This is a genomic window from Candidatus Kuenenbacteria bacterium, assembly GCA_012797775.1.
Taxonomy (GTDB): Bacteria; Patescibacteriota; Patescibacteriia; order UBA2196; family GWA2-42-15; genus JAAZMX01.
Genome location: JAAZOM010000029.1, coordinates 26,179 through 43,508, shown reverse-complemented (window position 1 = coordinate 43,508; position 17,330 = coordinate 26,179). Strand labels below are relative to the sequence as shown.

Here is a 17,330-nt window from a genome sequence, read left to right as displayed (position 1 = left end):
TAACCTCACTATGTCCATCTCTTCTGAGCTAATCAAATATCTCCAAAAAAATCCTCCTCAAGCCGAGGAAGAATTATCCGTGGCCAAACGTCTCTTTGCCAAAAAATTTAAAATGGCTGAACCGCCGACCAACTCTGAACTTTTACTAGAATTAAAAAAGACACATGAGCCCCATTCACATCTTTTAAAATTTTTACGCAAGCGCAAAGTCCGCACTCTTTCTGGTATTGCCGCCGTCACCGTTTTGGCCAAGCCCCATCCCTGCCCCGGCACCTGTGCCTATTGTCCACATCAGAAAAAAATGCCCGTCAGCTATCTCAAAAATGAACCAGCCGTTATGCGCGCCGTGCTTTGCAAATTTGATCCTTATAAACAAGTCCAGATGCGCCTCCGCGCTCTCCAAAACAACGGGCACGCTACTGATAAATTAGAATTAATTGTCCTCGGTGGCACCTGGTCCTATTATCCAAAAAAATATCAATTCTGGTTTATTAAAGAATGTTTTCGTGCCGCCAATGACTTTCCCAAAAATAAAAAAGCTAACAAAGCGTTAAATACCCAACTCCTGCAAAAACAACTCTTGCACGAGCAGAAAAAAAACGAATCTGCCACCAATCGTATCATTGGTCTTACCCTAGAAACTCGGCCCGACTATATCAATGAAAAAGAATTACAAACTATGCGTCTCCTTGGTTGTACGCGCGTGGAAATCGGCGTCCAGCATCTTGATGATCAAATTCTCAAACTCAACAAACGCGGCCACCTCGTTGCTCAAACTATCAAAGCTACTGCCCTACTCCGTCAATTTGGTTTTAAAATTACTTACCATCTGATGCTTAATCTACCCGGCTCTACCCCAGCCAAAGACTTAACGATGTTCAAGCGTATTTATTCCGACCCGCACTTTCAGCCTGACCAAATTAAAATTTATCCCTGCGTTGTCGCCCGAAATTCTCTTCTCTATCAATGGTGGCAAAAAGGTAAATGGCATGCCTATTCAGACAAAGCCCTGACCAATTTAATTATTAAAATAAAAACCATCACTCCACCCTGGGTACGCCTGATTAGAATTATCAGAGACATTCCGGAAGAATCCATTATTGCTGGCAACAAAATCACCAACCTCCGCCAGGAAATAAAATTTTCCATGACTAAACAAAATCTCACTTGCCAATGTATCCGTTGCCGTGAAGCCGGGCACCAAAATCAATTTCCAATTTCCAATTTCCAATTTCCAAATAAATCCAAAGTCCTAAATCCTAAATTATTTATTAGAACCTATCCAGTATCCAACGGCACCGAATATTTTTTGAGCTATGAATCGCCGGACCAAAAAATTCTCTATGCCTTCTGCCGCCTCTTCTTACCAACCTACCTCCCTACCAACCTACCTCCCTACCAACCTACCGCCCTCCTTCGCGAGCTCCACACTTATGGCGAAATGGTCCCCCTTAATCAAAAAGGTGCCGTTCAGCATACTGGCCTTGGCAAAAAACTCCTCACCCAAGCCGAAAAAATCACGCACCAAAATCATTATCAAAAACTCTCGATTATCTCCGGCATCGGCGTCCGCGGTTATTATAAAAAACTGGGCTATAAACTAGAAAATACCTACATGGTAAAAAGTTTGTAAATCTGCTACTATAACCATATGAATAAACTTAAAACCCCAAAAAATATAAACGCAACAAAAACTGGAAAAATTGGCATCTTCAAAACCATGATTGCCTCTGGCCCGGTTATTATTCAAAAAAAAGAAGGTAAACTACAAACACTACTTGTGAAACATGGCGACAAGCCCCTCAAAAAACTCAAATGGAAATTTTGCGGCGGCAAACTGCTCAAAGGTTGGGATCTAAAAGAAAATGCCATCCGTGAAGCCAAAGAAGAAATCGGAGTTAAAATAAAAATAATCGGTGACCTGCCTGTAATGGCCCTCTGGCAAGAAAAACCAGAAACTGGCCAAAAACAACCTGAACTGATTATCCTTATTCATTACTTAGCGGCAACAAAAGAACGCCCCAAACAGGGAAAAGACATTCTAGCTATACAATGGTTTGATATAAATAATCTTCCCAAAAATTGTTCTCCAAATATCAAGCCAACCATCAAGGCATATCAAAAAATTTACGCCGGTGGAAAACCAAAAAGAAAATCCTGAATTAATAATTAAAAAACCACCCCAAAAAATTCATGGCGGTATTTTAGTGCTTATCGGTTATCTCCTTTCTCCTTTTTCCTGGTGGAATGATCTTATCCTCAATATCCCTATTGCTTATTTCTTTTCTTTGCCCTTTGGTCTGATCTCACAAAAAATATTTCTACCCGCTATGATTTTCGGTTACTGGCTAACAAACGTGGTTGGGCTAATGCTTGTTCATTACGGTGCCATAAAGGCACTTGGCAAAGAACACGAACATTCAAAAAAAAGATTTTTCAAACATTTTATAATTGCCACGCTCTATACTCTGATTATCTTCTTACTTTTTAAAATAAATTTCCTCCAGCTACCAGACTTTAATTGTTTTATAAAAAAATAACATGAATACTTCTGCCAATCTTGAACAATTAAAAAATAATGACCCCGAAATTTACGCCGCCATCCTTGGTGAAGAAAAACGTGAACAAAAAGGCATCGAGCTTATCCCTTCGGAAAACTATACTTGGCCGGAGGTCTTTGCCGCTAATGGCTCAATTCTCACCAATAAATATTCGGAAGGGTATCCTGGCCGACGCTATTATGGCGGACAAAAATTTACCGATGTCGTAGAAACGCTAGCTATCGAGCGCGCCAAAAAACTCTTTCGCGCCGAACATGCCAATGTCCAGGCACTTTCCGGCTCACCCATGAATCAGGCAGTTTATCTGACTTTTTGCCAACCCGGTGACACGATTCTTGGTATGGACCTTTCTCACGGCGGTCACCTGACTCATGGCGCTCCAGTTTCTCACATGGGCCAAATTTTTAATTTTATTCGCTACAAAACCATCCCCGAAGAAAATGGTCGCATTGACTTTGAAGAGCTCCGTCGTGTCGCCCTAGAAGCCAAGCCCAAAATTATTCTCTGCGGTTATACTTCCTACCCTCGCGATCTAGATTATGCGGCATTTAAAAAAATTGCCGATGAGGTTGGTGCCCTTACTATGGCAGACACGTCGCACATCGGTGGGCTCATTGCCGGCGATGTCATGAAAAACCCTCTAGATTTTGGTTTTGATATTATGACTACCACCACCCACAAATCCCTCCGTGGCCCGCGTGCTGGCCTGATCCTCTGCAAAGAAAAATACGCCAAACAAATTGACAAATCTGTTTTTCCCGGTCTTCAGGGCGGCCCGCACATGCACACCATTGCCGCCATCGCCGTAGCTCTCGGCAAAGCACTCCAACCAGAATTTAAAGAATACGCGAAACAAATTTTAATTAACGCCAAAACTCTAGCCCAGATCTTTTTGGACAACAACATAAAACTCATCACTAATGGCACTGATAATCATATGCTGGTTATTAATACTGTTGAAAGTTTTAATCTAGACGGCACCTCGGCCGAAAAAACTCTGGACAAAATTTCTATCACTGTTAATAAGCAAATTATTCCTGATGATCCCAATCCCCCACTCCGCCCCTCCGGTATTCGCCTTGGCACGCCCGCCGCTACCACCCGAGGGATGAAAGAAACCGAAATGCAAAAAATCGCCCACTGGATTATCGCCGCACTCCAAAACCACACCAACGACTCCAAACTTAATGAAATAAAATCCGAAGTCGAAGCCACGTGCTCGCAATTCCCAGTACCGGGAATTTAATCTGCACGTTGGCTCCAAGTTTAACTTGGAGCCCGATGATTAATCCCAACTAACTTATAAAGACGACATTCTAATGCCGTCTTTTAATTATGCGGAACTCAACCTATGGTCTGACGCCTGTTTTAAAAAATAAAAAAAACGGAGACCAAACTTCTGATCTCCGTCCACACGCCAACACTTTATTTAATCGCCCATCAGTTCAGCGGGCGGTTCACTAATTAAAAAATTCAACCGCCAAGGATTCACCAGCCGAAACCTGATGTCTCTTTTAATTTGAGCGCGCTTAATCCTTTGATCGTAAACCTGAGCCTGCAACTTGCCTATCTCCACCACTAATGCCATCAGGGTCTCGGACGATTTAATCTCCGGATATTTGACCAGATACAAAGCCACCTTATCCGGATCGATTTTGTCAAAAATGAAGCGCTCTTGATCTGGATATTGTTCTGCCAAATACTTGGCGAACTGCTGGGTTAGAGCCTCGGCTTTTTCCTGATATATTACCTGGGTCTCTTTAAGCATATGCAAATCCTCAAAATCGCCTCTTTGGTTGGAATTGGAAATAAGGCTGATAAACAAACCCAATACAACCAAAAAAGCCGCAACAACAAAAAATATAATCCCTGACGTCTCCCATGTGGGCTCTTCATAATTACGATCATAGTATTCTCTTTTTTCTAATAGTTTAAAACGCCAAAAAGAGAGAAGCCCAGACACGACGAACGCTACAGCTAGCCACAGAAAAAACATAGCTCACCTCCTACTTTTAAAGACCAACAACTAATTTTGTAAATATGGTTTGTTTGGTACTTTTATTTTCCCCTCATTCTACCCCCCCCCTCAAAAAAGTCAAGCCCCCTATAACTATTGTCTTTCTTGATTTACTTAACTCACTTATCTCGCCTACCTCGCTTACTGCTTCTTTCCTTGATTTTTTCGCAAAAATTGGCTATAATCAATCCTATGACGAAAATCATTAATGGCCAAAAAATAGCCGCTACTCTTTTATCACGGCTCAAAAAACAAATTTCCAAGCTCCCTCAAAAACAGAAGCCTTGTTTGGCCGTAATTTTGATCGGCAAAAATCCTGCCTCCCATCTCTATGTCTCTCTCAAAGAAAAACGTGCTAGAGATGTTGGTATAAAATTTAAAAAATATCTCTTCCCTGCCTCAACCAGCCAACCAAAAATTTTAGAACTAATCCAAAAACTCAACCAAGACGCTTCTATTTCCGCTATTTTAGTCCAACTGCCACTGCCCAAAAAACTTGATACTGACAAAATTATTTCTGCCATTAACCCGACCAAAGACGCCGACGGTATTCATCCTAAAAATCTAAAAACATTAGCCGCTGGCCAAAAAACGTCTGTCCTGCCCGCCACTGCCGGCGCTGTTGCCGCTATTTTAGATTCACTCAAAATAAATTTAAAAAACAAATCAACCGCCGTCATTGGCAAAAGCCAAATCGCTGGCCTACCTATTTACTATCATCTAAAAAATAAATGCCGCCAGGTTGCTGCCTATGATCACACTACCAAAAACCTAGCCGCTAAAACCCGAAAAGCAGATTTATTAATTGTCGCCATCGGCCAACCACGATTTATCACCAAAAAATATATCAAACCCGGCGCCATCGTCATTGATATTGGCATCAATAAACTGCAAAACAAAACCGTCGGTGATGTTGATTTCAATGTAAAAAATATCTGTTCTGCCATTACTCCTGTGCCCGGCGGCGTCGGCCCCATCACGGTCGCCATCTTACTCAAAAACACTCTAAAATTTTCCAAATAATATGGATATTAAAAATAAAAACGTCATCACCAAAGAATTTTGGCAAAAACTTTGGTCTATCCTTCAGCCATTCCAGAAAAAAATGATCTGGCTCTTCACCATGATCAGTATTTTTGAATTACTCAAACTCATTAATCCCTATTTCATGAAGCTGATCATTGACCTTCTGACCGGCCAAAAAGATATTGAATTTTTAAAACTTATTTCCTTTGTTTGTTTGATGCTCGCCACCGACGTTTTTGTCACCCTAATTCATTATTTTAAGGACAAAAAAATCTTTGATTTCCTCATCCTTATTGAATACAGCTTGCCGATCGATCTCCAAAAAAAATTAGTTTCCCTTTCACTCGGCTATCACGAACGTGAAAACACCGGCAACAAAATCATGAAAGTTCAACGCGGGATTGACCGCCTAACTGAACTCCTGGCCAATGCCTCCTGGGAATTTTTCCCCACTATCACCCAAATACTTTTTACTTTTTTCTCCATGCTTTATTTTAGCTGGCAGGTCTCTTTGGTCTTTATCGCCTTCGTGCCGATTTTTATTGTTATCACCCTTAAAATGAATAAAATCACCAACCCTCTACGCACCCGCCGACACGAAGAATATGAAAACGCTGCCGGCATTCTCGGCCAATCAATAATCAATATCTATACTGTCCAGTCATTTGTCCAGGAAAAAAACGAAACCAAAAAATACCAAGATATCCGAAACAAAATAGCTATCATGGAAAACACCGAGTGGCCAGTCGTTTTAAATTACAACCTTTTGCGTAGCATCGTTGTTGATTTGGGCCGCGTGAGTGTTATACTTTTGAGTGCTTATTTTGCCTGGCAAAAAACCATTACCGTCGGCAGTCTAGTTTTCTTTATCACTCTTTCCGAAACCGCCTACCACGCACTTTTCCGCCTCTCCCGCACCTACGACCGCCTGATTGAAAATTCTACTGGCGTCGAACGCATCACCAGCCTCTTATCAGAAAAATCTTCTTTAACAAACAAACAAAACGCCCAAAATATAACCATAAAAGGAGAAATAATTTTTGATAACGTCTCTTTCGCCTATCATAAAGAAAGTCGCTTTAGAGCTTTAGAAAATATAAATCTAAAAATCAGTCCCGGTGAAACAGTGGCCTTGGTCGGGCCCTCTGGCGGAGGAAAGTCCACCATTGTCAAGCTGGTTTATCGCCACTATGATGTCACTACCGGAAAAATATTAATCGACGGACAAAACATCAAAGACTACGATATCTATAATTACCGTTCACAGTTGGCTATCGTACCTCAAGATGTGGAAATATTTAATACCTCTCTTCGAGAAAATATTGCCTATGGCCGACCAGAGGCCACTCAGACAGAAATAGAAGAGGCTGCCAAAATTGCCAACATCGATTTTATTAATTCTCTCGAAAATGGTTATGACACGCTGGTGGGAGAAAGAGGCATAAAACTCTCTGGCGGACAAAAACAAAGGGTTGGCATTGCTAGGGCAATTCTCTCCAATCCCAAAATTCTTATCTTTGATGAGGCTACTAGTAATTTAGATACTCATTCAGAAAAATTAATCCAAAAATCAATTGAAAAAATATCCAGAAAACAAACCATGGTTATTATTGCCCACCGCCTTTCCACTGTTATCAATGCCGACAAAATATTTGTAGTCAAAGATGGCCGCATCGCCGAGGCTGGCTCCCATGAAGAATTATTAAAAAACAAAAATGGTATCTACACTGATCTTCTCCGTCTCCAAGCCATTGGCGAATTGAAATAAAAAAACAATTAAAATAACTCCGCCTCGGCGGAGTTATTTTAATTACCATGATTTTACATTTTGATTTTTTAATTTTACCCTACTTCCCTACTTTCCCAATATCCCCTTCATCCAATTCTTCCAATCCGCACCGTCATCTTTACCCCCTGCCTCATATCCCAACCAAAAATCTTTTGGCTTCATCGCTCGAATTCCTTTATATTCTCCCACTTCAATTAAGTGCATATCATTGGACACAATATATTCTGCTCCTGCTTCTTCTGCACAGGCAAAAAACTTATTATCATCCCGATCATACTTAACCACGTTTACTCGCCTTCGTACCTCGACCATCTCCACTGCAGCAAAAAAACTATTGGCCAAATTATAGTGTTCTTCATCATTCACCAGCCTGTCCAAAATCAACTGGTATTCCCTCCAAATTTTATGTGAAGCCACGGCCGCAATATCTCCCCGGATCACCGCATCAACAATTTTCCGAGCATAGCTAAAATTATCACTCCAAGCATCCATCAAAATATTGGTATCTACTACAATTTTCATAACCCTATAAATTTCTTAAATTTTACTTAATTAACTTGATTTACTATAGTATAGATGATAATCTGAAATCAATCAATACACCATTTTATTATTTGTAAATTTGTAACTAATTCGTAAATTTGTAGATTTATGCAAATAGGCATAGTGGGTCTCCCCAATGTTGGCAAATCAACTCTTTTTAAAGCCTTGACCAAAAAACAAGTTGACGCCGCCAATTACCCTTTTTGTACCATCGATCCCAACGTTGGTGTGGTTGCTGTTCCTGACAAAAGACTTGATGCCCTAAATGAACTATTCAATTCGGAAAAATTCGTCCCAGCCACAATTGAGTTTGTGGATATTGCCGGCCTAGTCAAAGACGCCCACCAAGGCCAAGGACTCGGCAATAAATTTCTCTCTCATATTAGAGAGGTCGATGCTATTGCTCATGTTATTAGAAATTTTGAAGATAGCAATATCATTCATGTCGAAGGCCGTGTCGATCCAGCTGAAGATCTATCCACCATTGCTACAGAACTGGCTATGGCTGATCTAACTGCTGTTGAAAATGCCCTCCATCGCCTCAAAGAAAAAACCAAGGCCGGCGACAAAGAGGCTATCAAAACGGAACAAATACTAACTCATATAAAAACTTTTCTGGACCAAGGCCAGAAACCAGATATCTCGGAATTTTCTTCTGACGATTTAAAGCTAATAAAAAATTTCAGTCTTCTCACTCTCAAACCCGAATTATATATTGAAAATATTGATGAAGACCATCTCAAAAATTTTACTCCCTCTATCCCAAATTCCATCCCCATCTGCGCCAAACTAGAATCCGAGCTGGCTGAATTAGATGACGCTGAGGCCAAAAAATATTTAGCCGAACTTGGCTTGCCCCAAACTGGCCTGGAGCAACTAATCACTGCCAGTTATAAACTCTTAGATCTGATCACCTTCTTTACCGCCGGCCCCAAAGAAGCCCATGCTTGGCCCATTAAAAAAGGGACTAAGGCGCCCCAAGCTGCCGGTGAGATTCACACCGATTTTGAAGCTGGCTTCATCCGCGCCGAAATCATCAATTGGCAAGATCTCCTCACCTGTGGCTCCGAAGCCAAAGTCAAAGAAAAAGGACTCATGCATCTCGAAGGCAAAGACTATATCATGCAAGACGGCGACACAGTCTATTTCCATTTTAATAAATAATCTTCCTTGGTTTTGACTTTTAAGTTTTAACTTTTGAGTTTATTTTTATCTCCCCCCGTCTCACCACTTCCACCTTTCCGCCCTCAACCCTCACAATAGTTGAGGGTTTTCTTTTTTTTAATCTACCCCCATCAATAATCAAGTCTGGCTGAGTTTTTATATTTTTTAATTGGCCGGTGACTTCTTCTAAGCCATAACAATTCTCTCCACCACTTACATTGGCGCTGGTGGCTGTGATTGGCCGACCCAATTTTAGGGCCAGCTCTCTCGCCAATTTATATTTAGAAATTCTCACCGCACAATCATTCTGCCCTTTTAATAAATAAATCTTCCTTATTTTTGATTTTTGCCCGCCCCGCTTCGCTTGTCGAGGCCGGGGATTTTTGATTTTCAATATAATTGTCAACCCCTTATGCTTCTTTGCCAACTCTAATTCTTTTTCGCCCAATTCAAAAAATTCCTGCATCTGCTTCAAGCTTCCTACAATTAATGGCAAAAACTTACTAGCCATCCTGCCTTTAATTTTATAAATCTTTTCAATCGCCTTTTTGCTCCCAGCGTCCGCCGCCAGCCCATAAGCCGTCTCTGTCGGAAATACCAAAACACCACCAGAATTTAACACCTCAACAGCAACTCCCACCACTTTCTTATTTTTTATGTTTAAAAATTGTGTCATTGAAAATTTATTGAAAATTGTAAATTGAAAATTAATAAATTATCTCCACCGGCGTCCCTATCTCCGCCCAGTCATACACAAACTTTGCATCTCCCACCCCTAGACGAATACATCCATGCGATACTGGTGTGCCAAGATGATTCTCTCCTTCTTTATAACCATTTGGCCATTCCGGCAACTCATGAATACCAATTCCACGCCTCGGCTCTATTAACATCCAATAGGGCATCCACAAGCCATAACTAGACCACGACCTTGGATTTTTATTATGTATCTGAAATTGCCCCACTGGCGTCTCCATCCCTGGCTTGCCACTAGAAACCGACATCTCTCTTATTATTTTATCATTTTCCAATAAACGCATTTTCTGTTCTGACAAATCTATCTCAATTCTTTTTACCTTTTCCCTCTCCTCGTTTTCTGGTAAATTTTCCGTCCAAGAAAAATCTTCACTCAACGGCAAAACATTTATTATTTCAGTGTAATCTTCGGTCTTATATTTCTTTTCGTCAATTTCTTTGGCCAAAACCGGCACGAGTATCACCACCGCCAAACAAAATAATATTGTTGTTCTTATTAACCTCAACCATTTTTGCTTCATATTGACTTTATTTATGCCTTTTTCTATAAAACTTGGCCGCTTCTTCTGGACTGACTGGATTGACAATCAGCCTCGACCCTGTCTCTAGTCCGGCCCAGATATCGCGCCTAGGGCAAATACGAATATAAAAATGTTCATCTTTGTCTGTGATCGATTGGTGCAAAAACATATTATAAGGAATCCCCTCTTTATTCAATTTTTCTGTTAGTTGCTTAATCATCACAGCCATTGAAGCTATCTCATCTCTATCCAAAACAGTAATATTATCTACGTGTTTTTTGGGCATAATCCACGCTTCATAAGCATAAATAGAGGCATAAGGTGTAAAAGCCAGGGCATACTCATCACTCATAATAAATCTTGGGCCCTTTTCTTCTTTTTTTAATAAATCACAATAATAACAATTCCCATGCTCAATCCTATATTCCTGTGCCTTGGTCAGTTTATCAATAATATGCGGCGGTACAAAACTGGAAGCAAAAATTTGTGAATGTGCATGCGCCAAAGACGCCCCAGCGCTACCGCCCTGATTTTTGAAAATCAAAATATATTTTATCTTTTTGTCTTTGGCCAATTCTTTTGTCCTGGCAATATAGGCCTCCATAATCGCAATCAAGTGGTCTATCGGCAAATCGCCCATTTCTTTTTTGTGCTCCCTAGTTTCTATTACCACTTCGTGATAACCATAGGCCTTGGGATTGCCCACATCAACCACCGGATAAATATTTTTTATCACTTTTACCAACCAATCCTTACCCTTACCCACCTGATAAAGCGCCAGCACTTTAAATTGAACTTCTTTAGAACAAAATACGCAAGTATCTTTTTGCTTCTTCCCGCTATGTGGCCGCTTGCTTCTCCCTGGCGCGATAATCACAAATCGATCATGAATTTTATCTTCTCTAACTTCTGACCAAATTAACCTATTTTTTTTAATCATAATATATAAATGAGTTATTAAAAATTTTTCTTACTACCACTGTTTTTTTTTATATAAGTTATTAAAACCAATATCACTGCCACTGCCACCGCTAATAAATATTTTAAAATATCACTATTCTCTTTTTCTGTTTTATCACCCTCGGTCTCTGCCCCCAACACCTTGCCAACCACCTTTATGTCTTCCGGGTAACGAGGCAGTAAACGATATTCATCCTGATATTGAGAAACAACACCACTGACTTCCAGGGTATCCCCCACTTCTATCTGCCCCTTATTAATATTGGCATTTTGCTTGAGATAAACCTTCAACTCACCCGTCCCATCGTCCAACCACCAACTAGCACCTTTTATCTCTGTTAATTGGCCTGTTATTTTTACCATGGCTCCCTCATTATCCTCCCCCACATCCTCAACTTGCACCTCTGTCGGGGCCACCATTTCTCCATTGCTCAAAACTTTAATATCGTTCCTGCTTTTTGTCTTTATTCTCCTCTCTCCCTGATAATCACCAACTACCCCCACTACCTCTACCTTATCACCCATTGCCAAATTTGGAAAATCTTTATAATAAGAATAAATCTGCGCTCCTCTACCGCCTTCTTCCTGTATATAAAATATATTTTTTCCCAAAAGCCCCGGCTCAACTATTACCTTACCTACAATTCTTATTGCCTGCCCATCACCCGCGCTACTAGTGCGAACCGCCTTACTCCCCACTACTTGCCCAGCAATAATATTTTTTTCTTTCAGCGTCGGTTTGTTGGTCCATTCCCAGCTATTACCTTTTTCTTCATCCCGCGCGTAGCTCCAACCCTCTAATACTTTACTATAATTTATTTCCCTTATTGTCTTTCCTTCTGGATCAATCAATTTTAAATCGCCTTCACTGTTCAACAAGACTATCTTTGTTATCTTGTCACTCAAAACAGCATAACCCTTGGCCGGTAAAACTAAATTTGTTATCTTGTATGTTTTACCTTTATTCATCGCCAAACTACACCCAATCAAGTCCACCTCCCCGCTGCCGTTATTATACAATTCTATCCATTCATTACCGCTATCAAGCCCTTTGGGGTTGGGCATAAGCTCATTAATAAAAATATTTTCATAATCTGGCTTGTTTTTATCTGGCTGTACTTCTATCTCTTGTTTAAAAATATCCTCTCCGCCCAAATCATCCACCACCTTCAAAGTGACTTTATTAATCCCTGTTTTTAAAAACCTGATTCCAATAATCGGCGCATTGGTTTCAAAAATCTTATTCTTTTCTTGGCTCGCCATCACTTCGTCGGAAAACTCCCAAATATATTTTATTATTTTCCCATCAGTATCATAGCTTTCCTCTGCGTCCATCATTATCATTTCACCCAAAACGACCTGATATTTATTTACTTCAAAGTATGCCGCCGGCTTATCATTTTCTACTGGGCATTTATTTTCTGCTCCTTCTGTCGGAGTGTCCAGCCATTCAAAGCTCCGACCGCACCAGCCGAAACTCAAGCCTTCTGGCGCCTTTACTTTATAGCTCGCCTTGGCCACCAAACCCCCATTTTTATCTATTAGCTCGAGTGCTTCTCCGCCCTCATTATTCAAAACCAACCCAGTCTCCTCTCTTCCTAAAACCAAAAAATTCTTTGGCTCCACCCTTTTGTTTTTAAAAATATAAAAACTAAAATTATCTTTTATTTTCCAATCATCCAATATCACCGGTTCCGTCGAGGTATTATAAATTTCAATCCACTCATTTTTGCCCCCATCAATACCAAAAGGGTTGGGCATTATTTCTGTAATTATTATTTTATCCTTAAAACTAGAGCCCGCACTTTTCTTTTCCTCGGTCTGACTTGTGCCACCACTACCACCGCCACCGCTACTCCCTCCTATATTTTCCACTGGCGCAGTAATAATATTTTTCTGCCCCTCGGTTGCCGTTGTACTCCATTTATAGTCGCCTCCCTCCTCTCTCGCCCAAACATAATCATCAAGAGCGCTCTCGCTATAGCTCGTCTGGCTGACCATCACGCCATCAGGATTTTTCAGGGTCACGCCCTCGCCCCCAGTATTATTCAGGCTAATTCCTGAAACCACCTTGGGGATCACCAAAAAACCCCGTGCTTCTATAATCGTTGTAAAAGTACCAGTCGCATTAATTATAAATACCTTGCTATTATCAGCTATCTGCCAATTGGCTAAATCCACTACTGTGGCTCCATTATTATATAATTCTATCCACTCATAGTCGTCACTCTCACTCGGATTGGGCATCAGCTCATTAATCACCGAATCTGTTGAATATGTTGTTGGTTCTTCTTTATCTTGCTGATCCCCAGGACTGCCGTTTAGTGCCTTGGGAGTTCCACCGGCCATCAAACTGTTCCCCCAGCTCAAATCTATCTTTCTCTCCATAGTCAACTTTGTAGTATTATCCCCGGCCGACCAACCACTACCAGCCAATACTTCGTCAATTACGACCTGGTTACTGTCTAAGAGTCGCAATTCTTCCCCACTATTACTCAAATCCCCACTATATATCTGGTCAGCCGCTACTCCTGGCGCGCTATTATCATCGGTCCTTTCTAATAAAAAATATCCACCCGGCTCTATCTGCCCCGCCAAATCTATGCTTGGCGTCCCGTCTTTGGCCTTCATTTGCCAGCCAGTCAAATCCACCGCCGAAGCACTTTTATTATAAATTTCGATCCACTCGTCAGCCGAAGAGCTAGCTGTACCCATCCAAGCTATTTCATTAATAACCACCTCCCCCGGTGCTACTGCCCCGGCTATTTTTATAAACAAAAAAACGCTCAAAAAAACAAGCGCCAAAACCAACCAATAATTTATTTTTTGATTCAACATTTTTGCCATAGCCTTTATAGGATATTCCTCCCTTGGCCTTTATTATATCATCAAAAAGACTATCGCCAAAATCAAAATCTTGAAATTATTCCCTCCATAAGCTAAGATAAATTCAGCCCACATAAAATTGGCTGGAGTGGCGGAATTGGTATACGCGCATGCCTTAGGAGCATGTGCCGCAAGGCTTGGGAGTTCGAGTCTCCCCTCCAGCAATATCTTTACCAACCAAACTGTTTCTGTTAGGATACTTTTATAGCTTTAATAATTTATTAATTAAAATTGTTTGGGGATTGAAAATTTAAAATTAATTTACGCGGGTATCGTATAATGGTTATTACCTCAGCTTTCCAAGCTGATGATGCGGGTTCGATTCCCGCTACCCGCTCCACGCCCAGGTGGCGGAACTGGTAGACGCACAGGACTTAAAATCCTGCGGCTTCGGTCATGCGGGTTCGATTCCCGCCCTGGGCACCATTCAAAAAATCCCGATCTTATCGGGATTTTTTGATTTTCTTTTTTATTCTTCTTTGTTCTTTACTTTTTGCAGCCCTTCCTCGTAGCTCTCCTTTTCTTCCTTATAAAAAATGCCTGTGGGCATTTTGCCACTCTCCTCAAACTCCCACGCCTTCTCCAGTGCCCTTCTTTTATCATCAGGTATATATTTGTGCTCTTCCAATTTATAAATCACACCCCTATACCACTCATAACTCTGCTCTGGGTTGAAAGATACGCACGGCTGCAAAATATCCACGTGAGAAAAACCCTTGTGCTCTATTGCCACCTTTATTATTTCAGTCAGATGTACTATATCTCCAGCAAAACCCCTAGCCACCAAACCTGCCCCGCTTTCAATTGCCAAAGCCAAGGGATTCAACGGTGTCTTTATTTCCCCCCAAGGAGTTGTCTTGGTTATTATTCCTTTTTTTGTTGTCGGTGATGCCTGGCCAGTTGTCAGGCTAAATCTTTGGTTATTGGCTACCAAAAAGGTCACGTCAACATTATACCTAGCCGCATGTATAAAATGTTGCAATCCTTCTCCATATGCCCCGCCGTCACCGGCCAGGGCCATGACTGTCAATTTTCTATTAAAAATTTTGGCCCCCACTGCCGGTGGCAACGCTCTACCATGGAGTGAATGAAAACCATAAGTCTTGAAAAAATTTGCCCCGTTACCAAAGCAACCAATATCATAAGTCATCAAAACCTGATGTGGTTCCAGCCCCAAGTCCAATAAAGCTTTTTTTAAAGCGGCCCAAATGCCAAAATTACCACACCCCGGACACCAAGTTGGCATTACCTTTGTATTAAATTTTTCCTGTCCTTGCTGCATAATTATTTAATTTATTAATGCGTTAATTCATTAATCTTATCGACCACTTCTTCCCTAAAAAATGGCCTGCCATCATATTTCAAAAACCTATTTTTTATCTGCACTCCTGTCTCCTTTTTTATCAAATCACCCAATTGCCCTGTTTTATTATTTTCTATCAACAAAATGTTTTTGCTTTTTTCCAAAACCGCTCTCACTCTTCTTTCTGGGAATGGCCACAATGTCTTTAAGTGTAAAAAATTGATCTTTTTACTCTCATCGACATTTTTTAACGCATCCAAAACGACTCCCTTTACCGCTCCCCAGCCAACAACAGTCAGATCGGCCTCTTCCTTGCCATACAATACTGGCTCTTGCATCTCACCCCCCAATACTTTTACCTTGGCAAATCTTTTGTCCATCATTCTTTTTCTATCCTCTGCTTCTTCACTGGAAAAACCATATTCATCATGTTCGTCAGAATTAGACAGATGCACACCCCCCGCCTGCCCCGGCAAAGCCCTATTTGAAACCCCGTTGGGGGTTATCTCATATCTTTTATATTTCTCTATTCTTTGCAAATCATCCTCACTCAATAAACCCTCTCTTTTTATCTTTATTTTATCCTTATCCAAACTATCCAAGGTAAAATCAGATTCTGATAATAATTTATCCAACAAAACTATTACTGGCAACTGCCATTTCTCCGCCAAATTAAAAGCTTCCTGAATAGCGTAAAATGATTCTTCAGCATCGCCCGGCGCCAAGACCACTCTTGGGAATTCCCCATGCGAAGCATTTAAAACAAAATTCAAATCCCCCTGCTCTGTCCAGGTCGGCAAGCCAGTCGCTGGCGCTGGCCTTTGTGAATTTATTACCACTATTGGTGTCTCTGTTATTGCTGAGAGCCCCAGACTTTCCGTCATCAAAGAAAAGCCGCCGCCCGATGTTCCCGTTGCCGCCCTGGCCCCGGCCAAAGAGGCTCCAATGGCTACTCCGATCGCCGATATCTCATCCTCGGCCTGATGAACTACAATCTTTTCAGTTTTTTGTTTATCTATTAAAATATGTAAAATAGATGTCGCTGGCGTCATTGGATAAGCAGTATAAAAATCACAACCGGCCTGGAGCATGCCCATGGCTATTGCCTCATTACCAGTCAATAAATTCCCTTCATTTTTTCTCTTCTCGAAAGACCAGCCATTGATTACTTTTTTGTTTTTATAATTATTTGCCAAATAATCATACCCTGCCCGTGCGGCCTTTTTATTAGCACCCACCACGCCTTCCCCTTTATTTTTAAAATTTTTTTCTATCTCTGATTCTATCGCTTTAATATCAAAGTCAACCACGCCAGCCAGGGCTCCGAGAGCCACGGTGTTGCGCATAATCACTCCGCCATTTTCTTCTGCCAATTTTGCCAAAGGTAAATCTATCAAATTTATACCAACCCAACTTTTACTATCCAAATTCAATCCATCAAAAATTACAAAACCTCCTTCTTTTATCTCGCTCTGGTGCAACTCTGCTGTCTTTTTGTCTAGGGCCAAAAGCACGTCTACCTTCTTTGTCGCTGAGCATATTGGCTGTTCTGAAATATTCAGTTGATAAGTATTATGCCCGCCGCGAATAAGTGACGGGTATTCGCTATAACCAAAAATATAGGCCCCGGCACCAAAAAACGCCCGCCCCAAAATCAAGCCGGAAACCTTAATTCCTTGCCCCGCCTCACCACCAATCTTTATGGCAATTTGTTTTTTCATAAATCAATCTTAATATTCTTTATTATAACAAAAAAATATAAATTTAAAAACACCTGCTCATCAAGGTGTTTTTAAATATAATT

15 protein-coding genes and 3 tRNA genes are annotated in these 17,330 nt (G+C 41.0%); 10 read left to right on the top strand and 8 right to left on the bottom strand.

All coding sequences use genetic code 11. The features are described from left to right. Positions 1 to 10 precede the first annotated feature (10 nt). Genes GYA54_04510 through GYA54_04495 form a run of 4 tightly spaced genes read left to right on the top strand, consistent with a single transcriptional unit; the run spans position 11 to position 3,807 of the window. Complete coding sequence (locus GYA54_04510; protein NMC51948.1) at positions 11 to 1,633, top strand: tRNA uridine(34) 5-carboxymethylaminomethyl modification radical SAM/GNAT enzyme Elp3; 1,623 nt, start codon at positions 11 to 13, stop codon at positions 1,631 to 1,633. An 18-nt stretch (positions 1,634 to 1,651) separates the two neighbouring features. Further along, the gene (locus tag GYA54_04505; GenBank protein ID NMC51947.1) at positions 1,652 to 2,161 is read left to right on the top strand and encodes an NUDIX hydrolase; all 510 of its coding nucleotides are present in this window, start codon (positions 1,652 to 1,654) and stop codon (positions 2,159 to 2,161) included. Then, a complete protein-coding gene (locus tag GYA54_04500; GenBank protein ID NMC51946.1) occupies positions 2,136 to 2,540 on the top strand; it encodes a hypothetical protein in 405 nt (134 codons plus the stop codon). Before GYA54_04505 ends, GYA54_04500 begins: the two co-directional genes overlap by 26 nt. Position 2,541: 1 nt before the next feature. Continuing rightward, positions 2,542 to 3,807 (top strand): serine hydroxymethyltransferase, encoded by a 1,266-nt coding sequence (locus GYA54_04495; protein NMC51945.1) that lies wholly within the window; start codon positions 2,542 to 2,544, stop codon positions 3,805 to 3,807. A 183-nt stretch (positions 3,808 to 3,990) separates the two neighbouring features. Here the strand turns inward: GYA54_04495 and GYA54_04490 are convergent, their stop codons facing one another. Continuing rightward, positions 3,991 to 4,557, bottom strand: a complete 567-nt coding sequence (locus GYA54_04490; GenBank protein ID NMC51944.1) for a hypothetical protein — start codon at positions 4,555 to 4,557, stop codon at positions 3,991 to 3,993. Between the two features lie 213 nt (positions 4,558 to 4,770). Between GYA54_04490 and GYA54_04485 the strand changes: the two genes are divergently transcribed. Together GYA54_04485 and GYA54_04480 are read left to right on the top strand one after the other, a co-directional pair. Further along, complete coding sequence (locus GYA54_04485) at positions 4,771 to 5,601, top strand: bifunctional 5,10-methylenetetrahydrofolate dehydrogenase/5,10-methenyltetrahydrofolate cyclohydrolase (protein ID NMC51943.1); 831 nt, start codon at positions 4,771 to 4,773, stop codon at positions 5,599 to 5,601. 1 nt (position 5,602) lies between these two features. Beyond that, the gene (locus GYA54_04480; GenBank protein NMC51942.1) at positions 5,603 to 7,372 is read left to right on the top strand and encodes an ABC transporter ATP-binding protein; all 1,770 of its coding nucleotides are present in this window, start codon (positions 5,603 to 5,605) and stop codon (positions 7,370 to 7,372) included. A gap of 87 nt (positions 7,373 to 7,459) precedes the next feature. On the opposite strand, the gene GYA54_04475 is transcribed toward GYA54_04480, so the two are convergent. Further along, complete coding sequence (locus tag GYA54_04475) at positions 7,460 to 7,915, bottom strand: putative toxin-antitoxin system toxin component, PIN family (GenBank protein NMC51941.1); 456 nt, start codon at positions 7,913 to 7,915, stop codon at positions 7,460 to 7,462. A 129-nt stretch (positions 7,916 to 8,044) separates the two neighbouring features. Here GYA54_04475 and ychF point away from each other — a divergent pair, with 129 nt between their 5' ends. Beyond that, entirely contained in the window at positions 8,045 to 9,100 is a 1,056-nt protein-coding gene (ychF, locus tag GYA54_04470) for a redox-regulated ATPase YchF (GenBank protein NMC51940.1), read from the top strand. A 19-nt stretch (positions 9,101 to 9,119) separates the two neighbouring features. Here the strand turns inward: ychF and GYA54_04465 are convergent, their stop codons facing one another. The 4 genes from GYA54_04465 to GYA54_04450 are packed head-to-tail and all read right to left on the bottom strand — an operon-like array spanning position 9,120 to position 14,184. Further along, positions 9,120 to 9,776: a threonylcarbamoyl-AMP synthase gene (locus GYA54_04465; GenBank protein NMC51939.1), complete on the bottom strand. Its 657-nt coding sequence runs from the start codon at positions 9,774 to 9,776 to the stop codon at positions 9,120 to 9,122. A gap of 31 nt (positions 9,777 to 9,807) precedes the next feature. Then, positions 9,808 to 10,377 (bottom strand): L,D-transpeptidase, encoded by a 570-nt coding sequence (locus GYA54_04460; GenBank protein NMC51938.1) that lies wholly within the window; start codon positions 10,375 to 10,377, stop codon positions 9,808 to 9,810. A 7-nt stretch (positions 10,378 to 10,384) separates the two neighbouring features. Beyond that, positions 10,385 to 11,317 (bottom strand): DUF4931 domain-containing protein, encoded by a 933-nt coding sequence (locus GYA54_04455; protein ID NMC51937.1) that lies wholly within the window; start codon positions 11,315 to 11,317, stop codon positions 10,385 to 10,387. A 17-nt stretch (positions 11,318 to 11,334) separates the two neighbouring features. Then, positions 11,335 to 14,184 carry a hypothetical protein gene (locus GYA54_04450; protein ID NMC51936.1) on the bottom strand — a complete coding sequence of 950 codons (2,850 nt, stop codon included), beginning with the start codon at positions 14,182 to 14,184 and terminating at the stop codon, positions 11,335 to 11,337. 121 nt (positions 14,185 to 14,305) lie between these two features. Between GYA54_04450 and GYA54_04445 the strand changes: the two genes are divergently transcribed. The 3 genes from GYA54_04445 (at position 14,306) to GYA54_04435 (ending at position 14,649) form a co-directional block, all read left to right on the top strand. After that, positions 14,306 to 14,387, top strand: a tRNA-Leu gene (locus tag GYA54_04445). A gap of 101 nt (positions 14,388 to 14,488) precedes the next feature. Next, positions 14,489 to 14,563: transfer RNA gene (locus tag GYA54_04440), tRNA-Gly, on the top strand. 1 nt (position 14,564) lies between these two features. Continuing rightward, a tRNA-Leu gene (locus tag GYA54_04435) sits at positions 14,565 to 14,649 on the top strand. Between the two features lie 43 nt (positions 14,650 to 14,692). Here GYA54_04435 and GYA54_04430 read toward each other — a convergent pair. After that, positions 14,693 to 15,505 carry a 2-oxoacid ferredoxin oxidoreductase gene (locus tag GYA54_04430; protein ID NMC51935.1) on the bottom strand — a complete coding sequence of 271 codons (813 nt, stop codon included), beginning with the start codon at positions 15,503 to 15,505 and terminating at the stop codon, positions 14,693 to 14,695. A 14-nt stretch (positions 15,506 to 15,519) separates the two neighbouring features. Next, complete coding sequence (locus tag GYA54_04425; GenBank protein NMC51934.1) at positions 15,520 to 17,247, bottom strand: 2-oxoacid:acceptor oxidoreductase subunit alpha; 1,728 nt, start codon at positions 17,245 to 17,247, stop codon at positions 15,520 to 15,522. Positions 17,248 to 17,330: the final 83 nt, after the last annotated feature.